19 protein-coding genes and 5 tRNA genes are annotated in these 22,250 nt (G+C 38.9%); 15 read left to right on the top strand and 9 right to left on the bottom strand.

Annotated features, from left to right (window positions below; translation table 11 throughout):
* Positions 1–470: 470 nt before the first annotated feature.
* Complete coding sequence (locus BI291_RS03475; RefSeq protein ID WP_074496356.1) at positions 471–2,681, top strand: hypothetical protein; 2,211 nt, start codon at positions 471–473, stop codon at positions 2,679–2,681.
* Between the two features lie 437 nt (positions 2,682–3,118).
* Here the strand turns inward: BI291_RS03475 and BI291_RS03470 are convergent, their stop codons facing one another.
* From BI291_RS03470 to hemA, 8 genes are all read right to left on the bottom strand, one after another.
* Entirely contained in the window at positions 3,119–3,874 is a 756-nt protein-coding gene (locus BI291_RS03470) for a hypothetical protein (protein WP_074496355.1), read from the bottom strand.
* A 541-nt stretch (positions 3,875–4,415) separates the two neighbouring features.
* On the bottom strand, positions 4,416–5,258 hold the full coding sequence (gene kdsA / locus BI291_RS03465) for a 3-deoxy-8-phosphooctulonate synthase (RefSeq protein ID WP_074496354.1): 843 nt from the start codon (positions 5,256–5,258) through the stop codon (positions 4,416–4,418).
* Between the two features lie 16 nt (positions 5,259–5,274).
* Positions 5,275–6,546: a DUF819 domain-containing protein gene (locus BI291_RS03460; protein WP_074496353.1), complete on the bottom strand. Its 1,272-nt coding sequence runs from the start codon at positions 6,544–6,546 to the stop codon at positions 5,275–5,277.
* Between the two features lie 61 nt (positions 6,547–6,607).
* A complete protein-coding gene (locus BI291_RS03455) occupies positions 6,608–7,414 on the bottom strand; it encodes a tetratricopeptide repeat protein (protein ID WP_074496352.1) in 807 nt (268 codons plus the stop codon).
* A 63-nt stretch (positions 7,415–7,477) separates the two neighbouring features.
* Complete coding sequence (locus BI291_RS03450; protein ID WP_074496351.1) at positions 7,478–7,843, bottom strand: SirB2 family protein; 366 nt, start codon at positions 7,841–7,843, stop codon at positions 7,478–7,480.
* Positions 7,844–7,864: 21 nt separating this feature from the next.
* A complete protein-coding gene (prmC, locus tag BI291_RS03445) occupies positions 7,865–8,725 on the bottom strand; it encodes a peptide chain release factor N(5)-glutamine methyltransferase (protein ID WP_074496350.1) in 861 nt (286 codons plus the stop codon).
* 9 nt (positions 8,726–8,734) lie between these two features.
* Positions 8,735–9,823: a peptide chain release factor 1 gene (prfA, locus tag BI291_RS03440; RefSeq protein WP_074496364.1), complete on the bottom strand. Its 1,089-nt coding sequence runs from the start codon at positions 9,821–9,823 to the stop codon at positions 8,735–8,737.
* A gap of 127 nt (positions 9,824–9,950) precedes the next feature.
* On the bottom strand, positions 9,951–11,213 hold the full coding sequence (gene hemA, locus BI291_RS03435; protein ID WP_074496349.1) for a glutamyl-tRNA reductase: 1,263 nt from the start codon (positions 11,211–11,213) through the stop codon (positions 9,951–9,953).
* A gap of 162 nt (positions 11,214–11,375) precedes the next feature.
* Here hemA and lolB point away from each other — a divergent pair, with 162 nt between their 5' ends.
* The 13 genes from lolB to BI291_RS03370 all read left to right on the top strand — a co-directional run bounded on the left by lolB (position 11,376) and on the right by BI291_RS03370 (position 18,949).
* Positions 11,376–11,993: a lipoprotein insertase outer membrane protein LolB gene (gene lolB, locus BI291_RS03430; protein WP_074496348.1), complete on the top strand. Its 618-nt coding sequence runs from the start codon at positions 11,376–11,378 to the stop codon at positions 11,991–11,993.
* A 1-nt stretch (position 11,994) separates the two neighbouring features.
* On the top strand, positions 11,995–12,855 hold the full coding sequence (ispE, locus tag BI291_RS03425) for a 4-(cytidine 5'-diphospho)-2-C-methyl-D-erythritol kinase (protein ID WP_074496347.1): 861 nt from the start codon (positions 11,995–11,997) through the stop codon (positions 12,853–12,855).
* A gap of 128 nt (positions 12,856–12,983) precedes the next feature.
* Positions 12,984–13,931 carry a ribose-phosphate pyrophosphokinase gene (locus BI291_RS03420; protein ID WP_074496363.1) on the top strand — a complete coding sequence of 316 codons (948 nt, stop codon included), beginning with the start codon at positions 12,984–12,986 and terminating at the stop codon, positions 13,929–13,931.
* Between the two features lie 288 nt (positions 13,932–14,219).
* Positions 14,220–14,840 carry a 50S ribosomal protein L25/general stress protein Ctc gene (locus BI291_RS03415; RefSeq protein ID WP_074496346.1) on the top strand — a complete coding sequence of 207 codons (621 nt, stop codon included), beginning with the start codon at positions 14,220–14,222 and terminating at the stop codon, positions 14,838–14,840.
* A gap of 17 nt (positions 14,841–14,857) precedes the next feature.
* The gene (gene pth / locus BI291_RS03410; protein ID WP_074496345.1) at positions 14,858–15,445 is read left to right on the top strand and encodes an aminoacyl-tRNA hydrolase; all 588 of its coding nucleotides are present in this window, start codon (positions 14,858–14,860) and stop codon (positions 15,443–15,445) included.
* 22 nt (positions 15,446–15,467) lie between these two features.
* On the top strand, positions 15,468–16,559 hold the full coding sequence (ychF, locus tag BI291_RS03405) for a redox-regulated ATPase YchF (protein ID WP_074496344.1): 1,092 nt from the start codon (positions 15,468–15,470) through the stop codon (positions 16,557–16,559).
* A gap of 124 nt (positions 16,560–16,683) precedes the next feature.
* Complete coding sequence (locus BI291_RS03400) at positions 16,684–17,040, top strand: DUF3718 domain-containing protein (protein WP_074496343.1); 357 nt, start codon at positions 16,684–16,686, stop codon at positions 17,038–17,040.
* A gap of 249 nt (positions 17,041–17,289) precedes the next feature.
* Positions 17,290–17,366 (top strand) — tRNA-Met (locus BI291_RS03395).
* A 102-nt stretch (positions 17,367–17,468) separates the two neighbouring features.
* Positions 17,469–17,553 (top strand) — tRNA-Leu (locus BI291_RS03390).
* Between the two features lie 37 nt (positions 17,554–17,590).
* Positions 17,591–17,665, top strand: a tRNA-Gln gene (locus tag BI291_RS03385).
* 70 nt (positions 17,666–17,735) lie between these two features.
* Positions 17,736–17,810: transfer RNA gene (locus BI291_RS03380), tRNA-Gln, on the top strand.
* A 421-nt stretch (positions 17,811–18,231) separates the two neighbouring features.
* Positions 18,232–18,316: transfer RNA gene (locus BI291_RS03375), tRNA-Leu, on the top strand.
* Positions 18,317–18,532: 216 nt separating this feature from the next.
* Positions 18,533–18,949 carry a MarR family winged helix-turn-helix transcriptional regulator gene (locus tag BI291_RS03370; RefSeq protein ID WP_074496342.1) on the top strand — a complete coding sequence of 139 codons (417 nt, stop codon included), beginning with the start codon at positions 18,533–18,535 and terminating at the stop codon, positions 18,947–18,949.
* A gap of 456 nt (positions 18,950–19,405) precedes the next feature.
* Here BI291_RS03370 and BI291_RS03365 read toward each other — a convergent pair whose 3' ends face one another.
* Positions 19,406–20,572: an FAD-dependent oxidoreductase gene (locus tag BI291_RS03365; RefSeq protein ID WP_074496341.1), complete on the bottom strand. Its 1,167-nt coding sequence runs from the start codon at positions 20,570–20,572 to the stop codon at positions 19,406–19,408.
* Positions 20,573–20,789: 217 nt separating this feature from the next.
* Here BI291_RS03365 and miaB point away from each other — a divergent pair, with 217 nt between their 5' ends.
* A complete protein-coding gene (miaB, locus tag BI291_RS03360) occupies positions 20,790–22,241 on the top strand; it encodes a tRNA (N6-isopentenyl adenosine(37)-C2)-methylthiotransferase MiaB (protein WP_074496340.1) in 1,452 nt (483 codons plus the stop codon).
* The last annotated feature ends 9 nt before the right edge of the window (positions 22,242–22,250 follow it).

The raw sequence follows: 22,250 nt of genomic DNA, 5'->3' as shown, positions 1-22,250 counted from the left end.
CTAAATAATCGAACCATAGAGCGACTATGCTTAAATTATTTAGCTTGTTCTAAGCGCGCTAATGAAGTGCTAAGTTGGCTAAATATTTAATAGAATTGGTATTACATCTACTTCCTTCGAATACCACGACTGTAATCATAAGTAGGTTTTATTTGCCTCAATAACATAATCATCAGCTTAATAATCACATTAACTTCTCGTTATTCGTACTTACAGGGCAACATCTTTTCCAAGAAAAGTCTTTTACAATTAAAAGGTTAAAGCAAGAATATCTATAGCTCTTCAAGTGGAAAAAATAAAATGGTTATTTTATATGCAATTAAGTTACTAACAAATATTCCAACTCATTTGAAAGTATATTGTATACCGTATACCTTTAAGTGAGCAATTTAGAAACATTTGTTTACATAATTGCGAAAATAAAAACTAACACATAACAATATAACACTAACGTTTACTAGGAGGATAAGATGAGAATTCCCTCATCAATATTGATAAAAGGACTTTTTAGTTCTTTACTATTTCTATCATATCAATCATTAAGTAATGAATTGCCCGATACTTGTGCAACACAGGGCCCTTCAAATTCTGTCAATGACGGCACACCTGTTTGTGTAAGCAATAATGGTACTGCATACCTCAGTTTGGGAGGTGCTAATGCACACAATAGTGTAGCGATCAGCACCGCGCATGGTACTGGCGATTTAGGCCTATATGTTGGCCAAGGAAACTGGCCAAGCACTGCGGCAAACAGCAACGCTTACAAATCACTGAATGCAAACACTAATAATGAGTGTGTTGTTATCAATAACCCTAGCCAATACTGGCTAATGGTAGCAATAACAGGGACGCGCGATGGCGCATCATTAGCTGTTGATTTTGGGGCGAGTACATGTAGAAGTTCAACTGGCAGTAACCCTGGAGGAAATACCGGCTCGTTAGTTGCACCAAATAACCTTTCAGGTACAGGCAATAGCAACTCCATCAATTTAACTTGGAATGATAATGCTAATAATGAAGATCAATTTGTTATTCAACGATCATCAGCTGGCAGCTCATGGACAACCATTGCCACCCCAACGGCCAACTCAGAAAGCTACATTGATACGGGGTTAGCTGAAAATACCACTTACTATTACACAATGTACGCTGAAAATAGTACTCATAGATCTGGTTGGAGTAATACAACAACCGTGGTAACAACAACAGGATCAACTAACCCCGATCCAAATACTGGTGCGTTGAACGATATTTGTGCTATTGAAGCCCCAACAACTGTTACCTCCTTAAGTGATGGCGTTCCTGTTTGTGTTCCAGCAGCTTCAAAAGGGCATGGTTTTAGTGTTTCTACTTTTAATCAAAATGTTACAAGCATCGCTTTTAGCACCAAATATGGCTTAGGAAATTTAACTCTTGCTGCTAATGCTAATGGCTGGCCAACATCAGGCGATGACAGTATCCGTTCTTCAAGCGTAGGAAACACGGAATGTGTGGTTCTAACTCAGCCAAATAATGGTTGGAATAATGTTCGGTTAGAGGGTTTATTCAAAGGTGTTAGCCTTGTTGCAGACTTTAACGCGACCAGTTGCCGTGTTAACCCTGGCGCTGCCGACCCTGGTAATGATGGTTACGATCATAATGGAGTTCATGTTCTGGTATACCCAATTAGATTTCCAGACCAAGATCTTGAATTTACAAATGCACAAATCAATGCAGAAATGCAAATTGCTAAGCAATATTTTACAGAGCAATCCTACGGTAATTTTAATTTTACGTGGGAAATTAAACCCAAAATAACCATGCCAAATAATCATGATTATTATAATAATGACAAAACTTTATGGAATCCTGGCTATCGAGAACAACTTGTTAACGCAGGTGTAGATCCTAACTTTCCAGGAGATGGAACCATTATCATGGTAACGGCTCCTCCTGTAGGCACAGAAGGAACATACTTCATTAATTCTCAAGCGAGCCCACCGTTAATGGAAATATACACTTATAAAGCCGGTACTATTGCACATGAAACTGGTCATGCTCTAGGTTTGCACCACTCCATGTCGATAGAAGGTGGTAATAGCATGTTAAACGGTAATGCTAATGACAGCGTGATCAACTATGGTAATGTATTTGGCCTGATGGGAATGGGTGCTCACTCTCTAGAAGAAATGAACCTGATGTACAAAGGTTATTTCAATAATTGGATCAGTGAAGCTGATGTACCAATCGTTACAACCTCTGGCGTTTATAGAATATATGCTTTTGATCACGGTACTGCAGCAGGCCATAATGCACCGGGTAATATCGGACTTAGAATAAAATCTGGTGATGGTGAAAAAACTTATTGGGTTGAATACAGAACGATGCAAAAAAGTGAAGTAAATACTGCTCCTGAATATCAATTACGGACACCTTTATTGCAAAATGGTATTTCAATCAATTTACAAAACTACATGGATAATAATGAAGCTCCTTGGTATAACCACAATTCATTATTGTTAGACTCAACACCTAACTCGCGTAGTTCAAGCTGGGCATTAGAAGACTTTAATGATGCTCCTTTGCAGATAAATCATACATTTTCAGATCCTTGGAATGGATTTACTCTATACCCTGTCGATAAAGGCGGTGTATTAGGTACTGCAGGCGCTTGGATTGAAGTACAAGTAACTATCCACTAGTAATAAAGAGGCAGAAACTATTTAGCCAACCTAAAATAGCTTCTCGCCTCTTTCTTTTAGTATAAAACGTAAATTACCGATCAATTCAGGCTTGTATACGGCTTAACCTAAACTAACACTTTCGTAAAAAGATCAATAACGAGTTCAAGAATTAGGGAAAGTTAATAGATCTGAATTAAATCTCGCATCGTGCAGATGTCAAGATGATTGTTGAACAAGCTCAAGTAACGTAAATATCTCACTCTATACTAGGTAAATAATATCGATTCCATAGCTATCATTGGTTTGTTTATCAGTATTGTTAGTTCTTAGTGGGGTTACCTATTTTAGCAATAATATATGCTCCCTTTACCTTAATTTCCGCCTTTAACACGCTTAAAGTAGCGCTGGAACTATTTTATCCAGCGCTAAAATCTTTTTATATTTTCTATAACAAATTAAATATCTAAATCACCAACAAAATCTTGTGCTTTATCTCCGAGTTTATCAATAACCGTTTGTCGAACTCTAGAATAAACATCTTCGTTAAGATTAATTGTTTGTCCACCTTTGTATAGTTCAGTTTGAGAGCTAGAAAAGGTAAACCAAAGTACATTTGTTACAGTTTCGTCAGTTGTAAAATAGAAAGCTCCTATTTTCATCAACAAAACACCATCAGACTCTGAACATGCACTAATTTGAAAATTACCTTTACTTAAGTGCGAGCTATTTTGCTCCCACAAAACCAATCGACCATCTCCTTTATCAAGTGCTTTAACGGCTTTGATTGCTTCATCAACAATAGCCTTATCATCACTAGTTGCTATTGCAGCTAATAACTCAGCAATCACGGCGTCAACAGTAAAGCTCGTACCGCCTGCGTTATACTTTGTAAATTCCCAATTTTGAACAACCCAACCGACATTCTCTAATACTGTTTTGTAAAATGTATACCAATCTACTGGATTAACTTCTCGGTCAAACTTTTTATTAGCAGCCAACTGCGCAAGAAGTGTTGAATTTAAAGCATCACTCTTATGTTGAGCTGACACACCAGCCACAAAAGAAGTCAAACTCCCCGCATCGACATAGCCAGCAGGTTCATTTTCCGTAGGTTCAGACATTAACTTAGCAGGTGATAAACCTTTTAATGACGAATCTAGTTCAAGTGTTTTAATGAAATCAAGGCGTTCATCAATTTTTAACATTTCCATAATAAATCCTTTTTACATTTTAAGTTAGATTAAAAGTACGAAATACATTTCCATACACCCTTATCGCACAGTACAAAAAATAGACATTAATTCATCATGTGTCAAAAAACTAATAGTGAAAGGATCTAAAAATTGTACGGTTTAAAACGTTACAAGGACAAGGCTTAGCTAGCCTGTTAAACATGGTTCAAAAAATGAAAAAATAACGTTCTGGAATTCCCAAACACTATTAGACATCAAATGATGTTATATTTTAATGTCAACTAAAGGTGTTGTTCAGTAAAGCAAAATGACATACCCGAGAGTTTAAAATTAAAGCACTCACAGAACGCGGTTATTCATTTTGAGTAAAAGTCTATTACAGATAACAAGAAAAGAAAGAGAAAAAACTCACTATACGATAATCATAGCATTAGCATTTAAGCGGCTAAGAATACTATTTCGGTGTTGGGAACAAGCATTAAAAAAGGGGTCAGGTACATTTACTAATTGTACCTGACCCCTTTTGTTTTACTTGAGCCTTTTTACTTAGGCTATTGAACTAGGCGGTAATCAAAGAAGGAAAACTTTTAATTAACTCATCAATTGCTTTCATTTGATTAAGGTAAGGCTCAAGTTTATCTAAAGGCAAAGCACAAGGACCGTCACATTTAGCATTGTCTGGATCAGGGTGTGCTTCAATAAAAAGCCCTGCAATTCCTAATGCCATCCCACTACGTGCTAATTGTGCCGCCTGTGCTCGCCTACCGTCAGCAGAATCACTTCTGCCACCCGGTTTTTGTAAAGCATGGGTTGCATCAAAAATAACCGGAGCCATGGCTTTCATCTCATCCATCGCTAGCATGTCAACAATCAAATTATTGTAACCATAGCAACTGCCACGTTCACATAAAATAACTTGCTCGTTACCCGCTTCAGCAAATTTTGTCACGATATGCTTCATTTCATGTGCCGCTAGAAATTGCGGCTTTTTCACGTTGATTGCCGCGCCTGTTTTTGCCATTTCGATCACAAGATCTGTTTGTCTAGCTAAAAACGCAGGTAGTTGAATAATATCGACTACATCTGCAACAGGCTTTGCTTGGTGTGGTTCGTGTACATCGGTGATCACAGGTACTTTGAAAGTATTCTTGATTTCTTCAAAGATTCGTAAGCCTTTTTCCATACCTGGCCCACGATACGAATTAATTGAAGAACGATTAGCTTTATCAAACGATGCCTTGAACACGTAAGGAATGCCTAATTTGTTTGTTACCTCAACATATTGTTCAGCTATGCTCATCGCTAAATCGCGAGATTCAAGCACATTCATTCCACCAAATAATGTAAAGGGCTTGTTGTTGGAGACAGTAATCTCGCCAACCTTAACTTGTTCAATTGTCATTTTAATATCCTAATACTTAAGCCACTGCTTGTAAAAATTGACCACATAGCCATGCCATATAGGTTCCTAAGGTATAACCGAGTACAGCCAATAATACACCTACCGGTGCAAGAGATGGGTGGAATGCAGAGGCAACAATCGGTGCCGATGCCGCGCCGCCAACATTGGCTTGGCTACCTATCGCCATATAAAATAAAGGCGCTTTAATTAATTTCGCCACTAACAACATCAATGAAGCATGAATAATCATCCAAATGACACCAATAACAAAATACAAAGGTGTATCCATAATCATTCTCACATCCATTTTCATACCTATGGTTGCGATTAATACATAAAGAAATGCACTACCTACTTTCGAGGCTCCTGCACCTTCTAAATTTCTCACTTTAGTGAAGGAAAGAATAATACCAACGGTACTAGCAAAAATAACCATCCAAAAGAATTTACTGTGAAAACTGAATTTACCTAACGTCGGATGATTTTCTACAAAGTACGGAGTAACAATATCAGCAAATAAATGCGCAAAGCCTGTAACGCCCAAACCAACAGCAACAATAATCATTAAATCAGCTAAACTAGGTATACGTGAATGTTTCGCATGAAATTGTTCAACTTTTTCTTTCAATTCATTAATGGCACTAACATCTGCGCCCGACTTTTTATCAATAGAGGCTGCCCTCCCTGACATGATCAACAGCACTGCCATCCATAAATTAGCCACGATAACATCAACCGTTACCATGGTTGAGAAAATAGCGTCACCTGCGCCATAAATTTCTTTCATCGCTGCTTGGTTTGCACTGCCACCAATCCAGCTACCTGCCACCGTTGTCATGCCACGCCATGCAGCTTCCGGCCCTGTTACGCCAATAAGCTCTGGTACAACAGCTGATACGATTAATAACGCTATCGGACCACCGATAACAATACCTACCGTACCGGTAAAAAATAAAATAATCGCCTTACTTCCTAAACGTTTGATCGCTTTAATATCAATACTAATTGTCAGTAAGACTAAACAAGCAGGCAATAAATATCTTGAAGCAACATAATAAAGGTTTGAGTCTTCGCCACGAATAATATCGAACGTATTCAAAAGTGAGGGTAAAAAGTAACAAAGCAATACGGCAGGAACTACCCCATAAAACTTTTTCCAAAAAGGCGACTGGCTATTTGACGTATAAAATACCCAACCTAACATTAAGGCAAAAATACCCAGAATAGTTGCGTCGTTTGTTAATAATGGTGCGTGTGCAGCATCTGCTACTGTAGGGTCGGCAAACATAATTAATCTCCAATTTGTTTGTCTTGTTATTTTTATTTGTTTGTTATTGTTTTAATAGCGATCAGTGTAGCACGGTCTCGCCTAAGTTTATGTTATCGAGTTGTAACTTTAATAATTGCGCTGCAGGATCTTTAGGACATTGCTGAACAAAGTACTGATAATCATCGTAAGCCACTTTAAAGCAGTCAAGTTGATGAAGCAAAAAACCTCTATCGCGCCTTTCAAAGGGGTCTTCTGGTTTTATTGCTAATAATAAGTCAACACATTTTAACGCCTGATCAAATTTCGATTCGCTAATTAGGCTATTTTTTAATAATGTTAAATGCTCAACGATAGTACTACTTTTATCCATTGGCTCTAGATATTTACTATGAGGTTCATTAGGTAAACCGTCTAATCGCCTATCTAGTTCTTCCCAATTCAAAGACTCTCCAGTAATGGGGTCAAAAATGATTGAATAAACATCATCACATATAATTCTAACCATCACACTTTCAGGTACATAAACGATTTCAGCCTCTAACTGACAACGATTAATAATGTGTAGAATAACGGCAGCCTTTACCACAGGAGACAATATTCTGTGTGCTATTGCACTTTCAATAACACAAGAAAGAACAGGCCAAGCAGAACGTTGTTTATCGATAAACAACTCATCAACATACAACGCATTGATTAAACATTCAGCTTGCGCCATTGTGTCATCTATGCCCTCAATAGCGTCTTGGCAAGTATCTACAACGGGCGCGATGACACGTTCAAATTGGTTACTAGCGTGCTTGTCAAAAACATACTTTTCAATTAAAACCAACAATGATAATAAATCACTTTGTTCAGAACATATTTCTGACAACAACAAATCATTCATTAAATTTTCTTTTATCCTATAAAAACTTACGGGCGCAATATTAATAAAACAGCGGTTATACGGCTAAAATATAATATTATCTTTTGTTAGTGCTAACCGTACAACAAGTACTATCCAGCCAATCGCACCGAAATAGCCAATAAATTGCATTAAGCGATTTCTTGCCAATTTTAAGGTGTAATAAGCGGTAAAAATATAGGCAACTACTGCTAATAATTTCTCAGCTAACCAAGTATGCTCTAACGGATTCCAGCCAACTTGAACCATTAACGCAATACCAAAAATTAATAACAACGTATCAACGGCATGAGGGGTTACTTTTACCCATTTTTTGTCTAACTGCTTAGAACCAATTAGAGTCCAAACAAATCGAATGGTGAATAACGAAATACTGATCGCCGCCAATGTCATATGTAAATGCTTAAACATGTATAATTCCTTAATATTATTTTATTTATTGATGTAACAAGCCAATGTGACTCGATCATTATTGTTATAATCTTTCACGGTTTGAATATGATGATAATCAAATGCTGAAAAAATGCTTTGTACCTCAAATGCTTGATCGCAGCCATGTTCTATATACAGATACCCGCCTGACATTAAATAGCGTCGCGCATCTGATACTATTTTTTGAATATCTGAAAGACCATTTTTTTCAGCCACTAACGCACTTTTTGGCTCAAATGCTACATCCCCCTCTAACAGGTGTTGATCATTTTTATCAATATACGGTGGGTTGCTTACGATAATATCAAAACGCGTCGCTTGATCAATATGAGCAAACCAGTCACTTTGATAAACAGAAACATTTTGTAAACCAAACCGCTCAACATTTTCTGAAGCAAGTTCAACAGCTTCTTCTTGAAAGTCTACCGCCTCTATTTGCCAATTTGGTTTCTCTGTTGCTAACGCTAAAGCGATAGCGCCCGTTCCCGTTCCTAAGTCTAAACAACGACAACTCTTTGCTTTATGATTTAACAACACTTGCTCTACCAATACTTCTGTATCTGGCCGAGGAATCAAGGTTGCGGGTGAAACTTTTAACGGTAATGACCAAAACTCTTTTTCACCGGTTATATACGCAATTGGCTCACCATTAACCCTTCGCACCACTAACGATTCAAACAATAGTTGCTGTGAATTCGCTAACGTTTTTTCAGGCCAAGTAAACAAGTAACTAGTTGGTTTTTCAAGACAAAACGCAAGCAATATCTGGCTGTCTAATTTAGCTGAGTCAGATACGTTAGAGCATAAATGTCTACCGTGTTCAATTGCTTGCTGTATTGTGAAGCGTGTACGTTCACCCATATAAGTTGATTAATGACTTTCAGAAAGCGCAGCAAGCATATCAGCTTGATACTCTTGTAAAATAGGCTCCAACACTAAATCAAGACTGCCTTCCATAACTTCTGCTAAACGGTACAGCGTCAAATTAATACGGTGATCAGTCATTCTACTTTGTGGATAGTTATACGTGCGAATTCGCTCTGAACGATCGCCACTTGCAACGAGGTTTCGACGCGAATCTTCTTCTTCACTGCGACGTTTCTCATCTTCTGCCGCTTGAAGTCTCGCTTGTAATACTGACATAGCTTGTGCACGATTTTTATGTTGAGAGCGCTGATCTTGACACTCAACCACTAGTCCCGTTGGAATATGGGTAATCCGAATGGCTGAATCAGTTTTGTTAACGTGCTGGCCACCTGCACCTGAAGCGCGAAACGTATCGATACGTAAGTCTGCTTTGTTAATTTCAATCGCCTCTGATTCAGGTATTTCAGGTAACACAACAACTGTACAGGCAGATGTATGAACGCGGCCTTGCGATTCAGTTTCAGGAACACGTTGCACGCGATGTCCACCTGATTCAAACTTCATTTGACCATAAACGCCTTCGCCAGCTATTTTAAAAATCACCTCTTTAAAACCACCCTGCTCGCTTTCGTTCATATTCATTACTTCAATACGCCAGCCTTTAGACTCGCAATAACGAGTATACATACGATATAAATCACCCGCAAAAATAGCAGCTTCGTCTCCACCTGCACCCGCACGAATTTCAACAAAACAGTTGTTATCGTCATTTGGATCGCGTGGCAGTAATAAAATTTGTAACTCGTCTGTTAATGCTTCAACGGCTTTTTTAGCGTCTTTAAATTCGTCTTGAGCCATTTCTCTTAGATCAGGGTCTTCATCTTTTAGCATTTCTTCAGCCGCAGCGAAATCGTCTTGTGCTGATTTATAACGATTGAACACTTCTGTCACTTCATCTAACTGCTTAAACTCTTTGGATAATGCTTGAAATTTTTCTTGATCGGCAATGGTCTGAGGATCAGACAATAGCGCTTGAACTTCCTCAAAACGCTCTACTAACCCTTCTAGTTTTTCGTAAACTGACTTTTTCATGAAACTTCTATCTTTTGATACGTTGATTAAACGGTGTGCTTGCACCATTTATTGAATAATTTCTCTGAGAATTGCGCGAAGTGTAAAGGCTTACTTAGCGACTTTCAACAAAGAGCCCATGTTGTCGCTATTTATCGATATTAAAAATATCACGTAAGTACACGATTTTGTCTAATTCTCCACCTTGTGCAGCATGTTGAATTGCGCTAGTCGGCGCATGCATAAATTTATTGGTTAATTTAGTGGCTAACTCGGCAACAACCGCTTGTGGGTCTTTATTAGCACTTAATTGCTGCATTGCTTTTTCAAGTAATATATCACGTTCTGTTAAACACTGATTGCGGTAACTCACTACCGTATCTTGCGTATTTAAACCACGTAACCATGCCATGAAACTGTCGGTTTGTTCTGTCACTATCGCTTCAGCATCTACTGCTGCTTTGCGTCTATTTTCGATATTTTTAGCGATTATGCCTTGAAGATCATCAACCGTGTATAAAAATACATCCTCTAAGTCTGAAACTTGCTCTTCTATATCGCGAGGAACAGCAAGATCAACCATAAAAACAGGCCGATGTTTACGCTTCGTTAACGCATTTTCCACCATACCTTTGCCTATTATAGGTAATGTACTGCCCGTTGAACTGATGACGATATCAGCATCACTAATTTGTTCAGGTATTTGTGCAAGTGTTATCACATTAGCGCCAATTTGCTCAGCCATTGCTTGCGCGCGTGACAAGGTGCGATTTGCTACCGTTATGCTGCCAACGTTATTCTCATATAAATGTTTCGCCACTAATTCAATCGTTTCACCAGCCCCTACGAGTAATACATTCGCTTTTGTTAAACTGGCAAAAATATGCTTCGCTAAATTCACCGCAGCAAACGCAACTGACACAGCACTTGCACCAATATCAGTATCTGTTCTAACTTGTTTGGCAACGCCAAAGGTCCGTTGAAAGAGTCTGTCCATCACTAATGCCATTGAACCGGCAGCTTTAGCCTGACTATAGGCTTGTTTCATCTGCCCCAAAATTTGAGGTTCACCTAACACTAATGAATCTAGACCACAGGCAACACGCATCATGTGGTTAACTGCTTGTTGGTCCCGGTGCCAATATAAACTTGGTAGGATTGATGATGCTGCTACGTTATGATGTTTCTCTAGCCATGACGTTACCAGCGCTTTAGTGTCAGTAATTGATTTCGTTTCAACTAAATAAAGTTCAGTTCTATTACAGGTGGATAAAATAGCTGCTTCTTTACATTGCACATGGCGTAACATATCTTGCAGTGCTGAAGACAAATTATCAGGGTTAAATGATATTTTCTCCCGAACAGCAACGGGTGCAGTTTTGTGATTTATTCCAACAGCAAGTATGGGCATAAAACGTAAAGATAAACCTATAATATTTTAATAATGAAATAGCGCTGACAATTACTTTTAGTGGTGTATCATACACACAAATAATTGAATAATGACGGTTAGCCATACGCTGCGAACGGCGTAATTTTACGAAATAAACCGACTAATTGAAAGAAATAAACCATGATAAAAGTACGAGTATTACTAATTATTGCCTTTTGTAGCTTTATTAATGCCTGTTCAAGTTTACCCAGTGAAAAAAACACCCCATTAAACAACCTTGATTCTTATCAGGAACGTCAAGCGAAAATAGCTCAACTAAATCAATGGAAATTAACAGGTAAAATTGCATTTCTAGAAGGAAAAAAACGCGAAAGCGCGAATATATATTGGCAATATTTTCCTAAAACTCAAACTCAGCAACTCACCCTCACCACTTATTTAGGCATTCAGGTTTTTTCTCTTACCTCTTTAGATGGTTTGCATACGTTAACACTTGATGGAAAATCTTATACCGACACTAACCTTTCTAGGTTACTCGATTCTTTCACCGGTTACCCATTACCCGCTACCCAGTTAACACAATGGTTATTTGGTCTTGCTGCCAATAACAGTGATCAGGTCCATTTTGCACAAGATAAGAAATTACCCTCAAGGCTAACTACCGAAAGCTATGATTCTCTATGGCAAGTAAAATATGAGGATTATCAAGCAATAAATACGCTTTTTCTGGCAAATAAATTAACCATTAAACATCAAAATTTGACCATAAAATTATTGATCAGTGAATGGACTTTGTAATATGTCGACAAATACTTTTATTTCTTTTCCTTCTCCAGCAAAACTTAATTTGTTTTTACATATTGTGGGGCAACGTACCGACGGCTATCACGAACTAGAAACTGTTTTTCAATTTTTAGATGTTGGTGACACCATAGAAATTGCAACCTTGATCTCTAGTTCCATCACATTATTAACGCCTATTGCCAACGTTAACAATGAAGATAACCTTATCATTAAAGCAGCCACGGCCCTGCAACAATATTCGAACACAACAAAAGGTGCTCAAATAAAAATAAACAAATTACTTCCTATGGGTGGTGGGCTTGGTGGAGGATCTTCTAATGCTGCAACAGTATTAATTGCTTTAAACCACTTGTGGCAATTACAGCTATCACTAGATGAACTAGCCAGTATCGGTATCTCTCTAGGAGCAGACGTACCGGTATTTATTCATGGGTATGCTGCGTTTGCACAAGGTATTGGCGAAAAATTAACACCAGTCTATCCAAAAGAAGATTATTACCTGATTACTAAACCAATGGTCAGTATTTCAACTCAGTCAGTATTTACCGCTCCTTCGCTTACCCGAGACACGCCAAAAATAAAACTTGACCAAATGGACATAGAAAACTGCCGTAATGATTGTCAAACTTTCGTAATAAAACACTATCCTGAGGTTGCCAATCTATTAGCTTGGTTGATAGAATACGCGCCGTCTCAGATGACGGGTACTGGTGCTTGCATATTTAGTCGATTCTCTACCAAAGAGGAAGCTGAAAAAGTGCAATGTTTATTACCGGAAAATATCTCTTCTTTTGTGGCAAAAGGTGTTAATCATTCTCCACTTCATCAGAAAATGGCGATGTTGAAAACAGGATAACACAGTAAAAAGTTGTATAAAAAAAAGCCTAATAGTTGGCTTTTTTGTTAATGTGTGCTGTTATTATCCTAGTGATTGATAACGGTATGAAAGATAAACCAATGTCAAAAGTTTCTGAGGAACTACCTGTGCCTGACATGAAAATTTTTGCGGGTAATGCCACCCCTGAACTGGCCAAAAAAATAGCTAATCGCTTATACATCACCTTAGGTGAAGCCAAGGTTGGCAGTTTTAGTGATGGTGAAATCAGCGTTGAAATCACCGAAAATGTTCGTGGTGCTGACGTTTTTATTATTCAATCTACTTGTGCCCCAACCAACGATAACCTAATGGAATTGATCGTGATGATCGACGCATTTCGTCGTGCATCAGCTGGTCGTATTACCGCAGTAATGCCTTATTTTGGTTATGCAAGACAAGATCGCCGAGTACGTAGTGCTCGTGTACCTATTACCGCAAAAGTTGTTGCTGACTTCCTTTCAAGTGTTGGTGTTGATCGTGTATTAACAGTAGATTTACATGCAGAACAAATACAAGGCTTCTTTGATGTGCCAGTAGATAATGTATTTGGTACGCCAATATTACTAGAAGACATGCAAGAAAAAGCCTTAGATAACCCGGTAATTGTATCGCCTGACATTGGTGGTGTAGTGCGAGCTCGTGCTGTTGCCAAACTTCTTGATGATGCAGACTTGGCAATTATTGATAAGCGCCGGCCAAAAGCAAACGTTGCACAAGTAATGCATATTATTGGTGATGTAGTTGGTCGTGACTGCATTATCGTTGATGATATGATAGACACTGGCGGCACATTAGCTAAAGCTGCTGAAGCATTAAAAGATCATGGTGCTAAACGCGTTTTTGCGTATGCAACACACCCTGTTCTTTCAGGTAATGCTGCTGAAAATCTAAAAAATTCAGTGATTGATGAAGTGATTGTTACTGACTCTATCCCGCTTTCTCCTGAAATTAAAAAGCTTAAAAACGTTCGCCAATTAACCTTGAGCGGTATGCTTTCTGAAGCAATTCGTCGCGTTTGCAACGAAGAATCTATTTCAGCGATGTTTGATAATTAATAACACAAATAATCGAAAAATGGCGCTTATTTTAAGCGCCATTTTTTTCATTTCAACCACCGCTTCACTCCTATTAACGCCTTCTATCGTGCTTAGCTCTCGCTATGCTTAGCCTATCAAATCACGTTCCGTTTTATTACTCATTTCGGCTAGTATTCATCAAATGATAATGTTATTATGCCGCGCCTTTTTTATCCGAACGCTAAGAGCAAGGTTAGAAAAGCATTACGCGGTTGTTTTTGGTCGCAAAAAACAACCAAAATTATACTTTTACATTAGGTAATAACAATGACTGATATATTTACTTTGGATGCTGAAGTACGTACTGATTTAGGGAAAGGTGCGAGCCGCCGCCTACGTCACGCGAATAAAGTTCCAGCGATCCTTTACGGTGAAGGCAAAGAGCCTGTTTCTTTAACACTTGCGCACAACAAAGTTTTCCGTGCACAACAAGAAGAAGCATTCTACTCACAAGTATTAACGTTAAATGTTGACGGTAAACCTGTTGAGTGTCTTGTTAAAGATATGCAACGTCACCCGTTCAAGCAAATCATCATGCACTTAGACTTTATGCGTGTTGATGCTGCTCACCCAATCCACACTAACGTGCCTCTGCATTTCTTAAATGAAGAAGCTATCGTAAAAAGTGGTGGCATCTTAGCTCACAACATCACTGAAATCGCAGTAACATGTTTACCTGGCGATTTACCAGAGTTTATCGAAGTTGATGTAGCTGGCTTAGAAATTGGTCAAACCTTACACTTATCAGATATAACACTTCCAAAAGGTGTAACTTCAGATGAGTTATCAAAAGGTGAAGACCACGACCAAGCTGTTGTAACTGCAAATGCACCTAAAGGTGGAAGCAGTGACGACGAAGAAGCTGAAGAAGAAACTACTGAAGAATAATTAAGGCCAGTCCTTAAATGACTATTCAGTTAGTTGTGGGCCTGGGTAATCCAGGCCCCGAATATACAAATACCCGTCATAATGCAGGCGTCTGGTTTGTTGAAGAACTTGCCGCACGTTATAACATTTCTCTCCGTCCTGAAAAAAAATATTTTGGTCTTTATGGTAAAGGCGATATTGGTGGCAATATTGTGCATTTACTGGTTCCAACAACATTTATGAATAGAAGTGGTCAAGCTGTAGCGCCATTAGCCAACTTTTATAAAATACCTGTTGACGATATGTTAGTTGCACATGATGAACTGGATATGGAACCTGGTGTATGCAAAATTAAAAAAGGGGGCGGACATGGAGGTCATAATGGCTTACGAGACATTATTTCAAGGCTAGCCAATAATAAAGAATTTTATCGATTACGTATCGGTATTGGCCACCCCGGACACCGTGAAAAAGTCACCGGCCATGTGTTAGGAAAAGCACCAGCCAGTGAACAAGCGTTGATTGATCAAAGTATTGATGAAGCAAGTCGCTGTTTTGAGATTTGGCAAGAAAAAGACATCAAAGTTGCACAAAACAGATTACACTCCTTTAAAGCACAAGCTTAATAACGATTACAGGTAAAAAACTATGGGATTTAAATGTGGTATCGTTGGCTTACCCAACGTTGGTAAATCAACCCTTTTTAACGCATTAACTAAAGCAGGTATTGAAGCTGCAAACTTTCCGTTCTGTACCATAGAACCTAACACAGGTGTTGTACCTGTGCCGGATCCTCGATTAGATCAACTGGCTGAAATCGTCAACCCTGAGCGAGTCATCCCAACCTCAATGGAGTTCGTCGATATCGCAGGTCTAGTAGCGGGTGCTTCAAAAGGTGAAGGTTTAGGGAACAAGTTTTTAGCGAATATTCGCGAAACAGACGCGATTGGCCATGTAGTGCGTTGTTTTGAAAACGACAATATTATTCATGTAGCGAACAAAATTAATCCTGCCGATGATATCGACGTGATTAATACTGAATTAGCACTAGCAGATTTAGATACCGCTGAACGAGCCATTACCCGCCAAGCTAAGCGTGCAAAAGGCGGCGATAAAGATGCTAAGTTCGAGTTGCCCGTATTAGAGAAAATATTAAAACACGTTGAAGATGGCGAAATGGTCCGCTCTTTAGCGTTGACAAAAGAAGAAAAAGCCGCCGTAGCCTATTTAAACTTTTTAACCATTAAGCCCACTATGTACATAGCCAACGTCAATGACGATGGTTTTGAAAACAACCCTTACCTAGATGTTGTGCAAGCTATTGCTGATAAAGAAGGTGCTGTAGTTGTCGCTGTTTGTGCTGAAATTGAAGGGGAACTATCTGAAATGGATGATGAAGATAGAGACGAATTTATGGCTGAAATGGGATTAACAGAGCCTGGTTTAAACCGAGTGATCAACTCAGGCTACGGCTTACTTAACCTACAAACTTACTTCACAGCGGGCGTAAAAGAAGTACGCGCTTGGACCGTAAAGCACAATGCAACAGCACCACAAGCTGCTGGTGTTATTCATACTGATTTTGAAAAAGGCTTTATTCGCGCTGAAGTAGTCGCTTATGATGATTTTATCGGCTGTAACGGTGAATCAGGAGCTAAAGAAGCCGGTAAGTGGCGTTTAGAGGGTAAAGATTACCTTGTTAAAGATGGTGACGTAGTTCACTTTAGGTTCAACGTATAACACTCCATTTCGAACCACGAACAAGGCGCTTTTTAGCGCCTTGCTTTATTTCAAATACCGACCAAACTTATACCTATAAGAATTACTTAATATCAATAATAACTTATTAAGGGAAGGTAAAAATATGAATAAAACAATTCTTACTTTAAGTCTGCTTGCAGTTACTGCCTCAATAACTCCCACTTCAAAAGCATTTGCCAATGAAGACATGGCACAACGCATTTGTGAATACGTTGCTGCCAATGATAAAAATAGATTACGCACATATATGAGAGCCCAAAAAATTAAAGTACGATCTATTTTTGATAACATGAAATGTAACGGCGATAACTTACTCATCTTTGCTGCAAAAAATAATGCTTTAGCAGCGGGGGAATTTATTATTGGTAAAATTCCTGCGAAAAAGGTATCTGCAAATATTGACGCCCTAAGTGCACACTCTGCTCATTTAACCGCAGAAGCTAAAGAACGCGTAAAGTAATATCATTATTTACTTGAGGGTATTTGAACTTTCAATTTTTTTTACAACGAACATAATACCCTCTAAATAAGTCGAAGCCACTTGCTGCCACTTACCCTTTTCTCCGCCAACTTTGCACACTTCACCAACGAATTGTTGATGAAATAAGCAAACAACTAAAAAGTGTCATAATTTTCAAAAAAAACGGTTGACGTTACGCGATCAGATTTGCATAATACGCGCCACTTGCTGAGAGGCAAGATTGTAAATGGCTACATAGCTCAGCTGGTTAGAGCACATCACTCATAATGATGGGGTCCCAAGTTCAAATCTCGGTGTAGCCACCATTTACAATGCAAGAATGGCGGAATTGGTAGACGCGCTGGCATTCCTAAGGTAATAGCGTTCCAGTATCTAGAGTTGCAAGCTCTTTAAACTATGCAAAAAATGCGGGAGTGGCGGAATTGGTAGACGCGCTGGATTTAGGTTCCAGTATCGCAAGATGTGAGAGTTCAAGTCTCTCCTCCCGTACCATTCAAGCAACACATGTTGCGAGAATAAGAAACATTGCAGGGGTATAGCCAAGCGGTAAGGCAGCGGGTTTTGATCCCGTCATTCAGAGGTTCAAATCCTCTTACCCCTGCCACTTTCTTTTAACATTCATAAAGAAAGCGGCGAGTATAAATCATCAATGTTTCAACGCTAAGAATTTCGGAAGGGGTATAGCCAAGCGGTAAGGCAGCGGGTTTTGATCCCGTCATTCAGAGGTTCAAATCCTCTTACCCCTGCCAATTCTTACCAATGTTCCATTACTTATTACGTAAATTACCTACTAATTAATAAGAACATCAGCGTTCCAGTAGCGAAGGAGTTGTAAACTCCTTAAACTATACAAAGTTTCAAAGTGCGGGAGTGGCGGAATTGGTAGACGCGCTGGCATTTTGTAGGTATTAGCGTTCCAGTAGCGCAGGAGTTACAAACTCCTTAAACTATACAAAGTTTCAAAGTGCGGGAGTGACGGAATTGGTAGACGCGCTGGCATTTTGTAGGTATTAGCGTTCCAGTAGCGCAGGAGTTACAAACTCCTTAAACTATGTAAAAAATCAAAATGCGGGAGTGGCGGAGTTGGTAGACGCGCTGGCATTTTGTAGGTATTAGCGTTCCAGTAGCGCAGGAGTTGTAAACTCCTTAAACTATACAAAGTTTCAAAGTGCGGGAGTGGCGGAATTGGTAGACGCGCTGGATTTAGGTTCCAGTATCGCAAGATGTGAGAGTTCAAGTCTCTCCTCCCGTACCATTCAAAAATTACCTTTTAATCATTACCTTCTAATAATTACCACGTTAAACATCTGACAAACAACTCTATTTATTCCTAGCAAAATTATTAATGCATTGTTTACCATGATGTTTTTTAAATCTAATTGTTAAGTATTACACTAGTCATTGATTGATACTTGACTACTCAACAAAATGAGATACTATATTCCCCCAAATCATTAGAGAATTTATTAATATGTTAAATGAAGCAAAAGAGCATCTAGTCTTTGAGTTAATTGGCCTACAAAATAGTATGTTAAAAAAATTTACCGGTACGCTCTCAATACACGGGTTAGGACTATCTGATTATCTCGTCTTAGATAAACTTTATCACGCACCACATTGTAAAATAAGACGTTCAGATCTCGCTGAACAAGTAGGATTAACTCCCTCTGGAGTAACAAGATTATTAAATCCCCTAGAGAAAATAGGCCTTGTTACAAAAGAAGCAAACGCTCGCGACGCAAGAGTTAGCCTAGTCGCTCTTTCACCTATTGGTGAACAAGTATATCAAGAAGCGAAAGCCTCGTTTTCGCAAGCGATAAGCTCGTTATTTGAGTCATTAAAGCCAGTCGAAATAAATAGTTTGGTACAGTTATTAAAAAAAATTTAGTTCAGTACGACTTACACTAAAAAGGGTAAAGAGAAACAAGGATATTCTAACAAACGTTATTCAAAACGTTTGGAATAAAGGAATCTGAACTTGTTCGGTAAAGGGAGCACGCTCCGTGTGTTAATTTGCTGCTATCAAATTCAGCAGGTATTTTAAATCCTAAACTTGAATATAATTGCTGTCTATTGTAAAAAATTTCAACAAAGCGTATCAACTTCTCACGCCCTTTTTCCCGAACAATTATTCGGCATTTGATTTATATCGAGGCCCTATCACGAGTATGCAAAACATGTTTATGGCAAGGAACACAGCAACAGGACAAAGCAGGTATTGCAGTGGTTAAACAGTGCTGGTATCAATTTAATGTAAGGGTATTTATTTGCTCATCCGGGCTTTGAATTACTGCCAGAGGTCGACTTTGCTCTCTTCGGGTAAAGTATTACCGGTTAACCTCTTTTATACACCACATGCATACGCCAATGCTTTAGATTTAAGTATTGGCATTTTGTTTACCGTAGCAAGGCCAATATTTCGTAATGATTTAAGCACAGGATTTTGGTTGCTAAAAGCAGCATAAAACATATCCATCGTTGTCATCATCATTAAATTGTCTTTACGGCGCATTTTTTCATAGTTAGCCAATACAGCAGGATCATGCCAACAGCGATTTTCACCAATAGCTTTTGCGATTACCGTTTGTAATGCATTTACGTCTTTAAAACCAAGGTTTACCCCCTGCCCAGCTAAGGGGTTTATTGTATGGGCAGCATCGCCCAGTAGTAATACTCTGCCTTGTTGATATTGATTCGCATGTTGTCGTGTTAACGGAAATGCACCTTTATCAATCACTCGAACATTACCAAGTTTCGTTGGAAAGTGTTGGTTAATTTCTTGCTGTAGTTGCTGGTTATTGAGATTAACAAGGCGAGCTAGTTCCGCCTTTTGATGATACCAGACTAAAGAAGCGTATTTCCCTTTCATTGGTAGCATGGCGACAGGGCCAGTAGGTTGAAATTGTTGCCAGGTAATATCTTGTTGAGGTAATTCAGTTTCAACGTTGATCAACATGGCATCTTGACTATACCCCCAACCGGTAACGCCAATACCAGCAAGTTGACGTACTTGAGAGTTAGCGCCATCTGCTGCCACAAGCAATGTTGTAGAAATTTTTTCAGAGCTTAGCGTCAAGTTAACAGCATCTGCACTTTGTTCTAACGTAATTAATGACTCAGGACATTTAAGCGTTATATTTTGATGCTCAGCAAGTTGTTGCCATAGCGATAATTGAATGAGTCTGTTCTCAACAATATGCCCTAAATAAGGTTGATCAATTTCTTTAGATGAAAATTCTGTATACGCCTGTTCATGCTCCCAAACACCTAATCTTTTATACGGACAACTGCGCCAATTAGCAATTTGCTGCCATGCTTGCATTTGCTCAAGTAAATGTTGCGAAGCAAGAGATATTGCAGACACACGTAAATCAAAAGGTTGTGATGGTTCAAATGCTTTCGGCTGGTGCTTTTCAATCACAGCTACCGTTAACCCTAACTCGGCCAACGCAAGAGCGCTTGTTGCTCCTACCATTCCTCCACCAACAACCACGCAGTCAAACTGATCCATTACTTGCTATTACCTTAAAATATTTATCTCGCAAACATTCTAACCAACCCTAGCGGCTAATTCGATGATTATGATCATCAAAATGTCAACTAAGCATGATTTTTCAGCTTTATCGCTTGTTAAGCTAGCCACCTTGATAAAGAACGAGTAAAATACGCCCCCTGAAATTCTCTAGCATAAACTAGAATCAATTTTAATCGATAATAGGCATTTAAAAATGAGCAAGAAGTTATTCATCAAAACCTGGGGCTGCCAAATGAACGAGTATGACTCGCAGAAAATGGCAGATTTACTCGACTCTACACATGGCTTTTCATTAGCTGAAGAAGCTGAAGACGCCGATGTTATTCTTTTGAATACTTGCTCTATCCGAGAAAAAGCCCAAGAAAAAGTGTTTCATCAACTTGGCCGATGGAAAAACCTTAAAGATCAGAAACCTGATTTAGTTATTGGTGTTGGTGGCTGTGTAGCCTCGCAGGAAGGTGATGCTATTCGTGCTCGCGCCCCTTATGTTGACATGGTATTTGGTCCTCAAACGTTACACCGCTTGCCTGAAATGATCCAACAAGTGAAAGGCGAACGTAGCCCTGTTGTTGATGTAAGTTTTCCCGAAATTGAAAAATTTGACCGTTTACCAGAGCCAAAAGCTGAAGGCCCTTCTGCTTTCGTTTCTATTATGGAAGGTTGTAGCAAGTACTGTACATTCTGTGTTGTCCCCTACACGCGTGGTGAAGAAGTTAGCCGACCATTAGATGATGTTCTCTATGAGATCGCACAACTTGCTGAACAAGGTGTGCGTGAAGTAAACCTACTTGGCCAGAATGTAAACGCCTACCGCGGGGAAACCCACGATGGCAGCATTTGTCGTTTTTCTGATTTGATCCGCTTAATTGCAACAATCGATGGCATTGACCGTATTCGATATACCACATCGCATCCTGTAGAGTTTACAGACGATATTATTGACGTATATAAAGATGTACCAGAGCTTGTAAGTCATTTACATTTACCTGTACAAACCGGTTCAGATCGCATTTTAATGCAAATGAAGCGTGCGCACACTGCGTTGGAATATAAATCTAAAATTCGTCGTTTACGTAAAGCAAGACCAGATATTTGCATGTCGTCTGACTTTATTATTGGTTTTCCAGGGGAAACTAATGAAGACTTTGAAGCCACAATGAACTTGATCAAAGACATTGATTTTGATTTAAGCTTTAGCTTTATTTACAGTGCACGTCCAGGTACACCAGCAGCTGATTTACCTGACGATATTACAGAAGATGTGAAAAAACAGCGGTTAGCAATTCTACAAGATCGTATTAATCAACAAGCTTTGCGAATTGCACGCCAAATGTTAGATACTGAACAACGTATTTTAGTTGAAGGGCCATCTAAGAAAAATCCGATGGAATTACGTGGCCGTACTGAAAATAATCGCATTGTTAACTTTGAAGCACCGCATGCAGTCATCGGGCAGTTTGTAGACGTAAAAATTACCGATGTTTATGCCAATTCATTACGTGGCGAGTTAGTACGTATGGAAAAAGATATGGGTTTACGTATTGCACATTCGCCAGCAGATATTTTGTCAAATAGTCACCATAAATCAACAAATGCTGCTAGCACGAGTGTTGATGAACTAGGTGTAGGTACTTTCGCACCATAATTTTCGCAG

The sequence above is a fragment of the Thalassotalea sp. PP2-459 genome, from assembly GCF_001913705.1.
Taxonomy (GTDB): Bacteria; Pseudomonadota; Gammaproteobacteria; order Enterobacterales; family Alteromonadaceae; genus Thalassotalea_C; species Thalassotalea_C hakodatensis.
The sequence above is the reverse complement of the archived record's forward strand: the minus strand, read 5'-3'. Positions and strand labels throughout refer to the sequence as shown.

Bases quoted from the DNA above. Each gene is read 5' to 3' on its own strand.
- BI291_RS03370 (WP_074496342.1), top strand. From the start codon at position 18,533: ATGTTAAATGAAGCAAAAGAGCATCTAGTCTTTGAGTTAATTGGCCTA.
- hemA (WP_074496349.1), bottom strand. From the start codon at position 11,213: ATGCCCATACTTGCTGTTGGAATAAATCACAAAACTGCACCCGTTGCT.
- prfA (WP_074496364.1), bottom strand. From the start codon at position 9,823: ATGAAAAAGTCAGTTTACGAAAAACTAGAAGGGTTAGTAGAGCGTTTT.
- BI291_RS03450 (WP_074496351.1), bottom strand. From the start codon at position 7,843: ATGTTTAAGCATTTACATATGACATTGGCGGCGATCAGTATTTCGTTA.
- BI291_RS03365 (WP_074496341.1), bottom strand. From the start codon at position 20,572: ATGGATCAGTTTGACTGCGTGGTTGTTGGTGGAGGAATGGTAGGAGCA.
- BI291_RS03455 (WP_074496352.1), bottom strand. From the start codon at position 7,414: ATGAATGATTTGTTGTTGTCAGAAATATGTTCTGAACAAAGTGATTTA.
- BI291_RS03460 (WP_074496353.1), bottom strand. From the start codon at position 6,546: ATGTTTGCCGACCCTACAGTAGCAGATGCTGCACACGCACCATTATTA.
- BI291_RS03400 (WP_074496343.1), top strand. From the start codon at position 16,684: ATGAATAAAACAATTCTTACTTTAAGTCTGCTTGCAGTTACTGCCTCA.
- prmC (WP_074496350.1), bottom strand. From the start codon at position 8,725: ATGGGTGAACGTACACGCTTCACAATACAGCAAGCAATTGAACACGGT.
- BI291_RS03470 (WP_074496355.1), bottom strand. From the start codon at position 3,874: ATGGAAATGTTAAAAATTGATGAACGCCTTGATTTCATTAAAACACTT.
- ispE (WP_074496347.1), top strand. From the start codon at position 11,995: ATGTCGACAAATACTTTTATTTCTTTTCCTTCTCCAGCAAAACTTAAT.
- miaB (WP_074496340.1), top strand. From the start codon at position 20,790: ATGAGCAAGAAGTTATTCATCAAAACCTGGGGCTGCCAAATGAACGAG.
- pth (WP_074496345.1), top strand. From the start codon at position 14,858: ATGACTATTCAGTTAGTTGTGGGCCTGGGTAATCCAGGCCCCGAATAT.
- BI291_RS03415 (WP_074496346.1), top strand. From the start codon at position 14,220: ATGACTGATATATTTACTTTGGATGCTGAAGTACGTACTGATTTAGGG.
- kdsA (WP_074496354.1), bottom strand. From the start codon at position 5,258: ATGACAATTGAACAAGTTAAGGTTGGCGAGATTACTGTCTCCAACAAC.
- ychF (WP_074496344.1), top strand. From the start codon at position 15,468: ATGGGATTTAAATGTGGTATCGTTGGCTTACCCAACGTTGGTAAATCA.
- BI291_RS03475 (WP_074496356.1), top strand. From the start codon at position 471: ATGAGAATTCCCTCATCAATATTGATAAAAGGACTTTTTAGTTCTTTA.
- lolB (WP_074496348.1), top strand. From the start codon at position 11,376: ATGATAAAAGTACGAGTATTACTAATTATTGCCTTTTGTAGCTTTATT.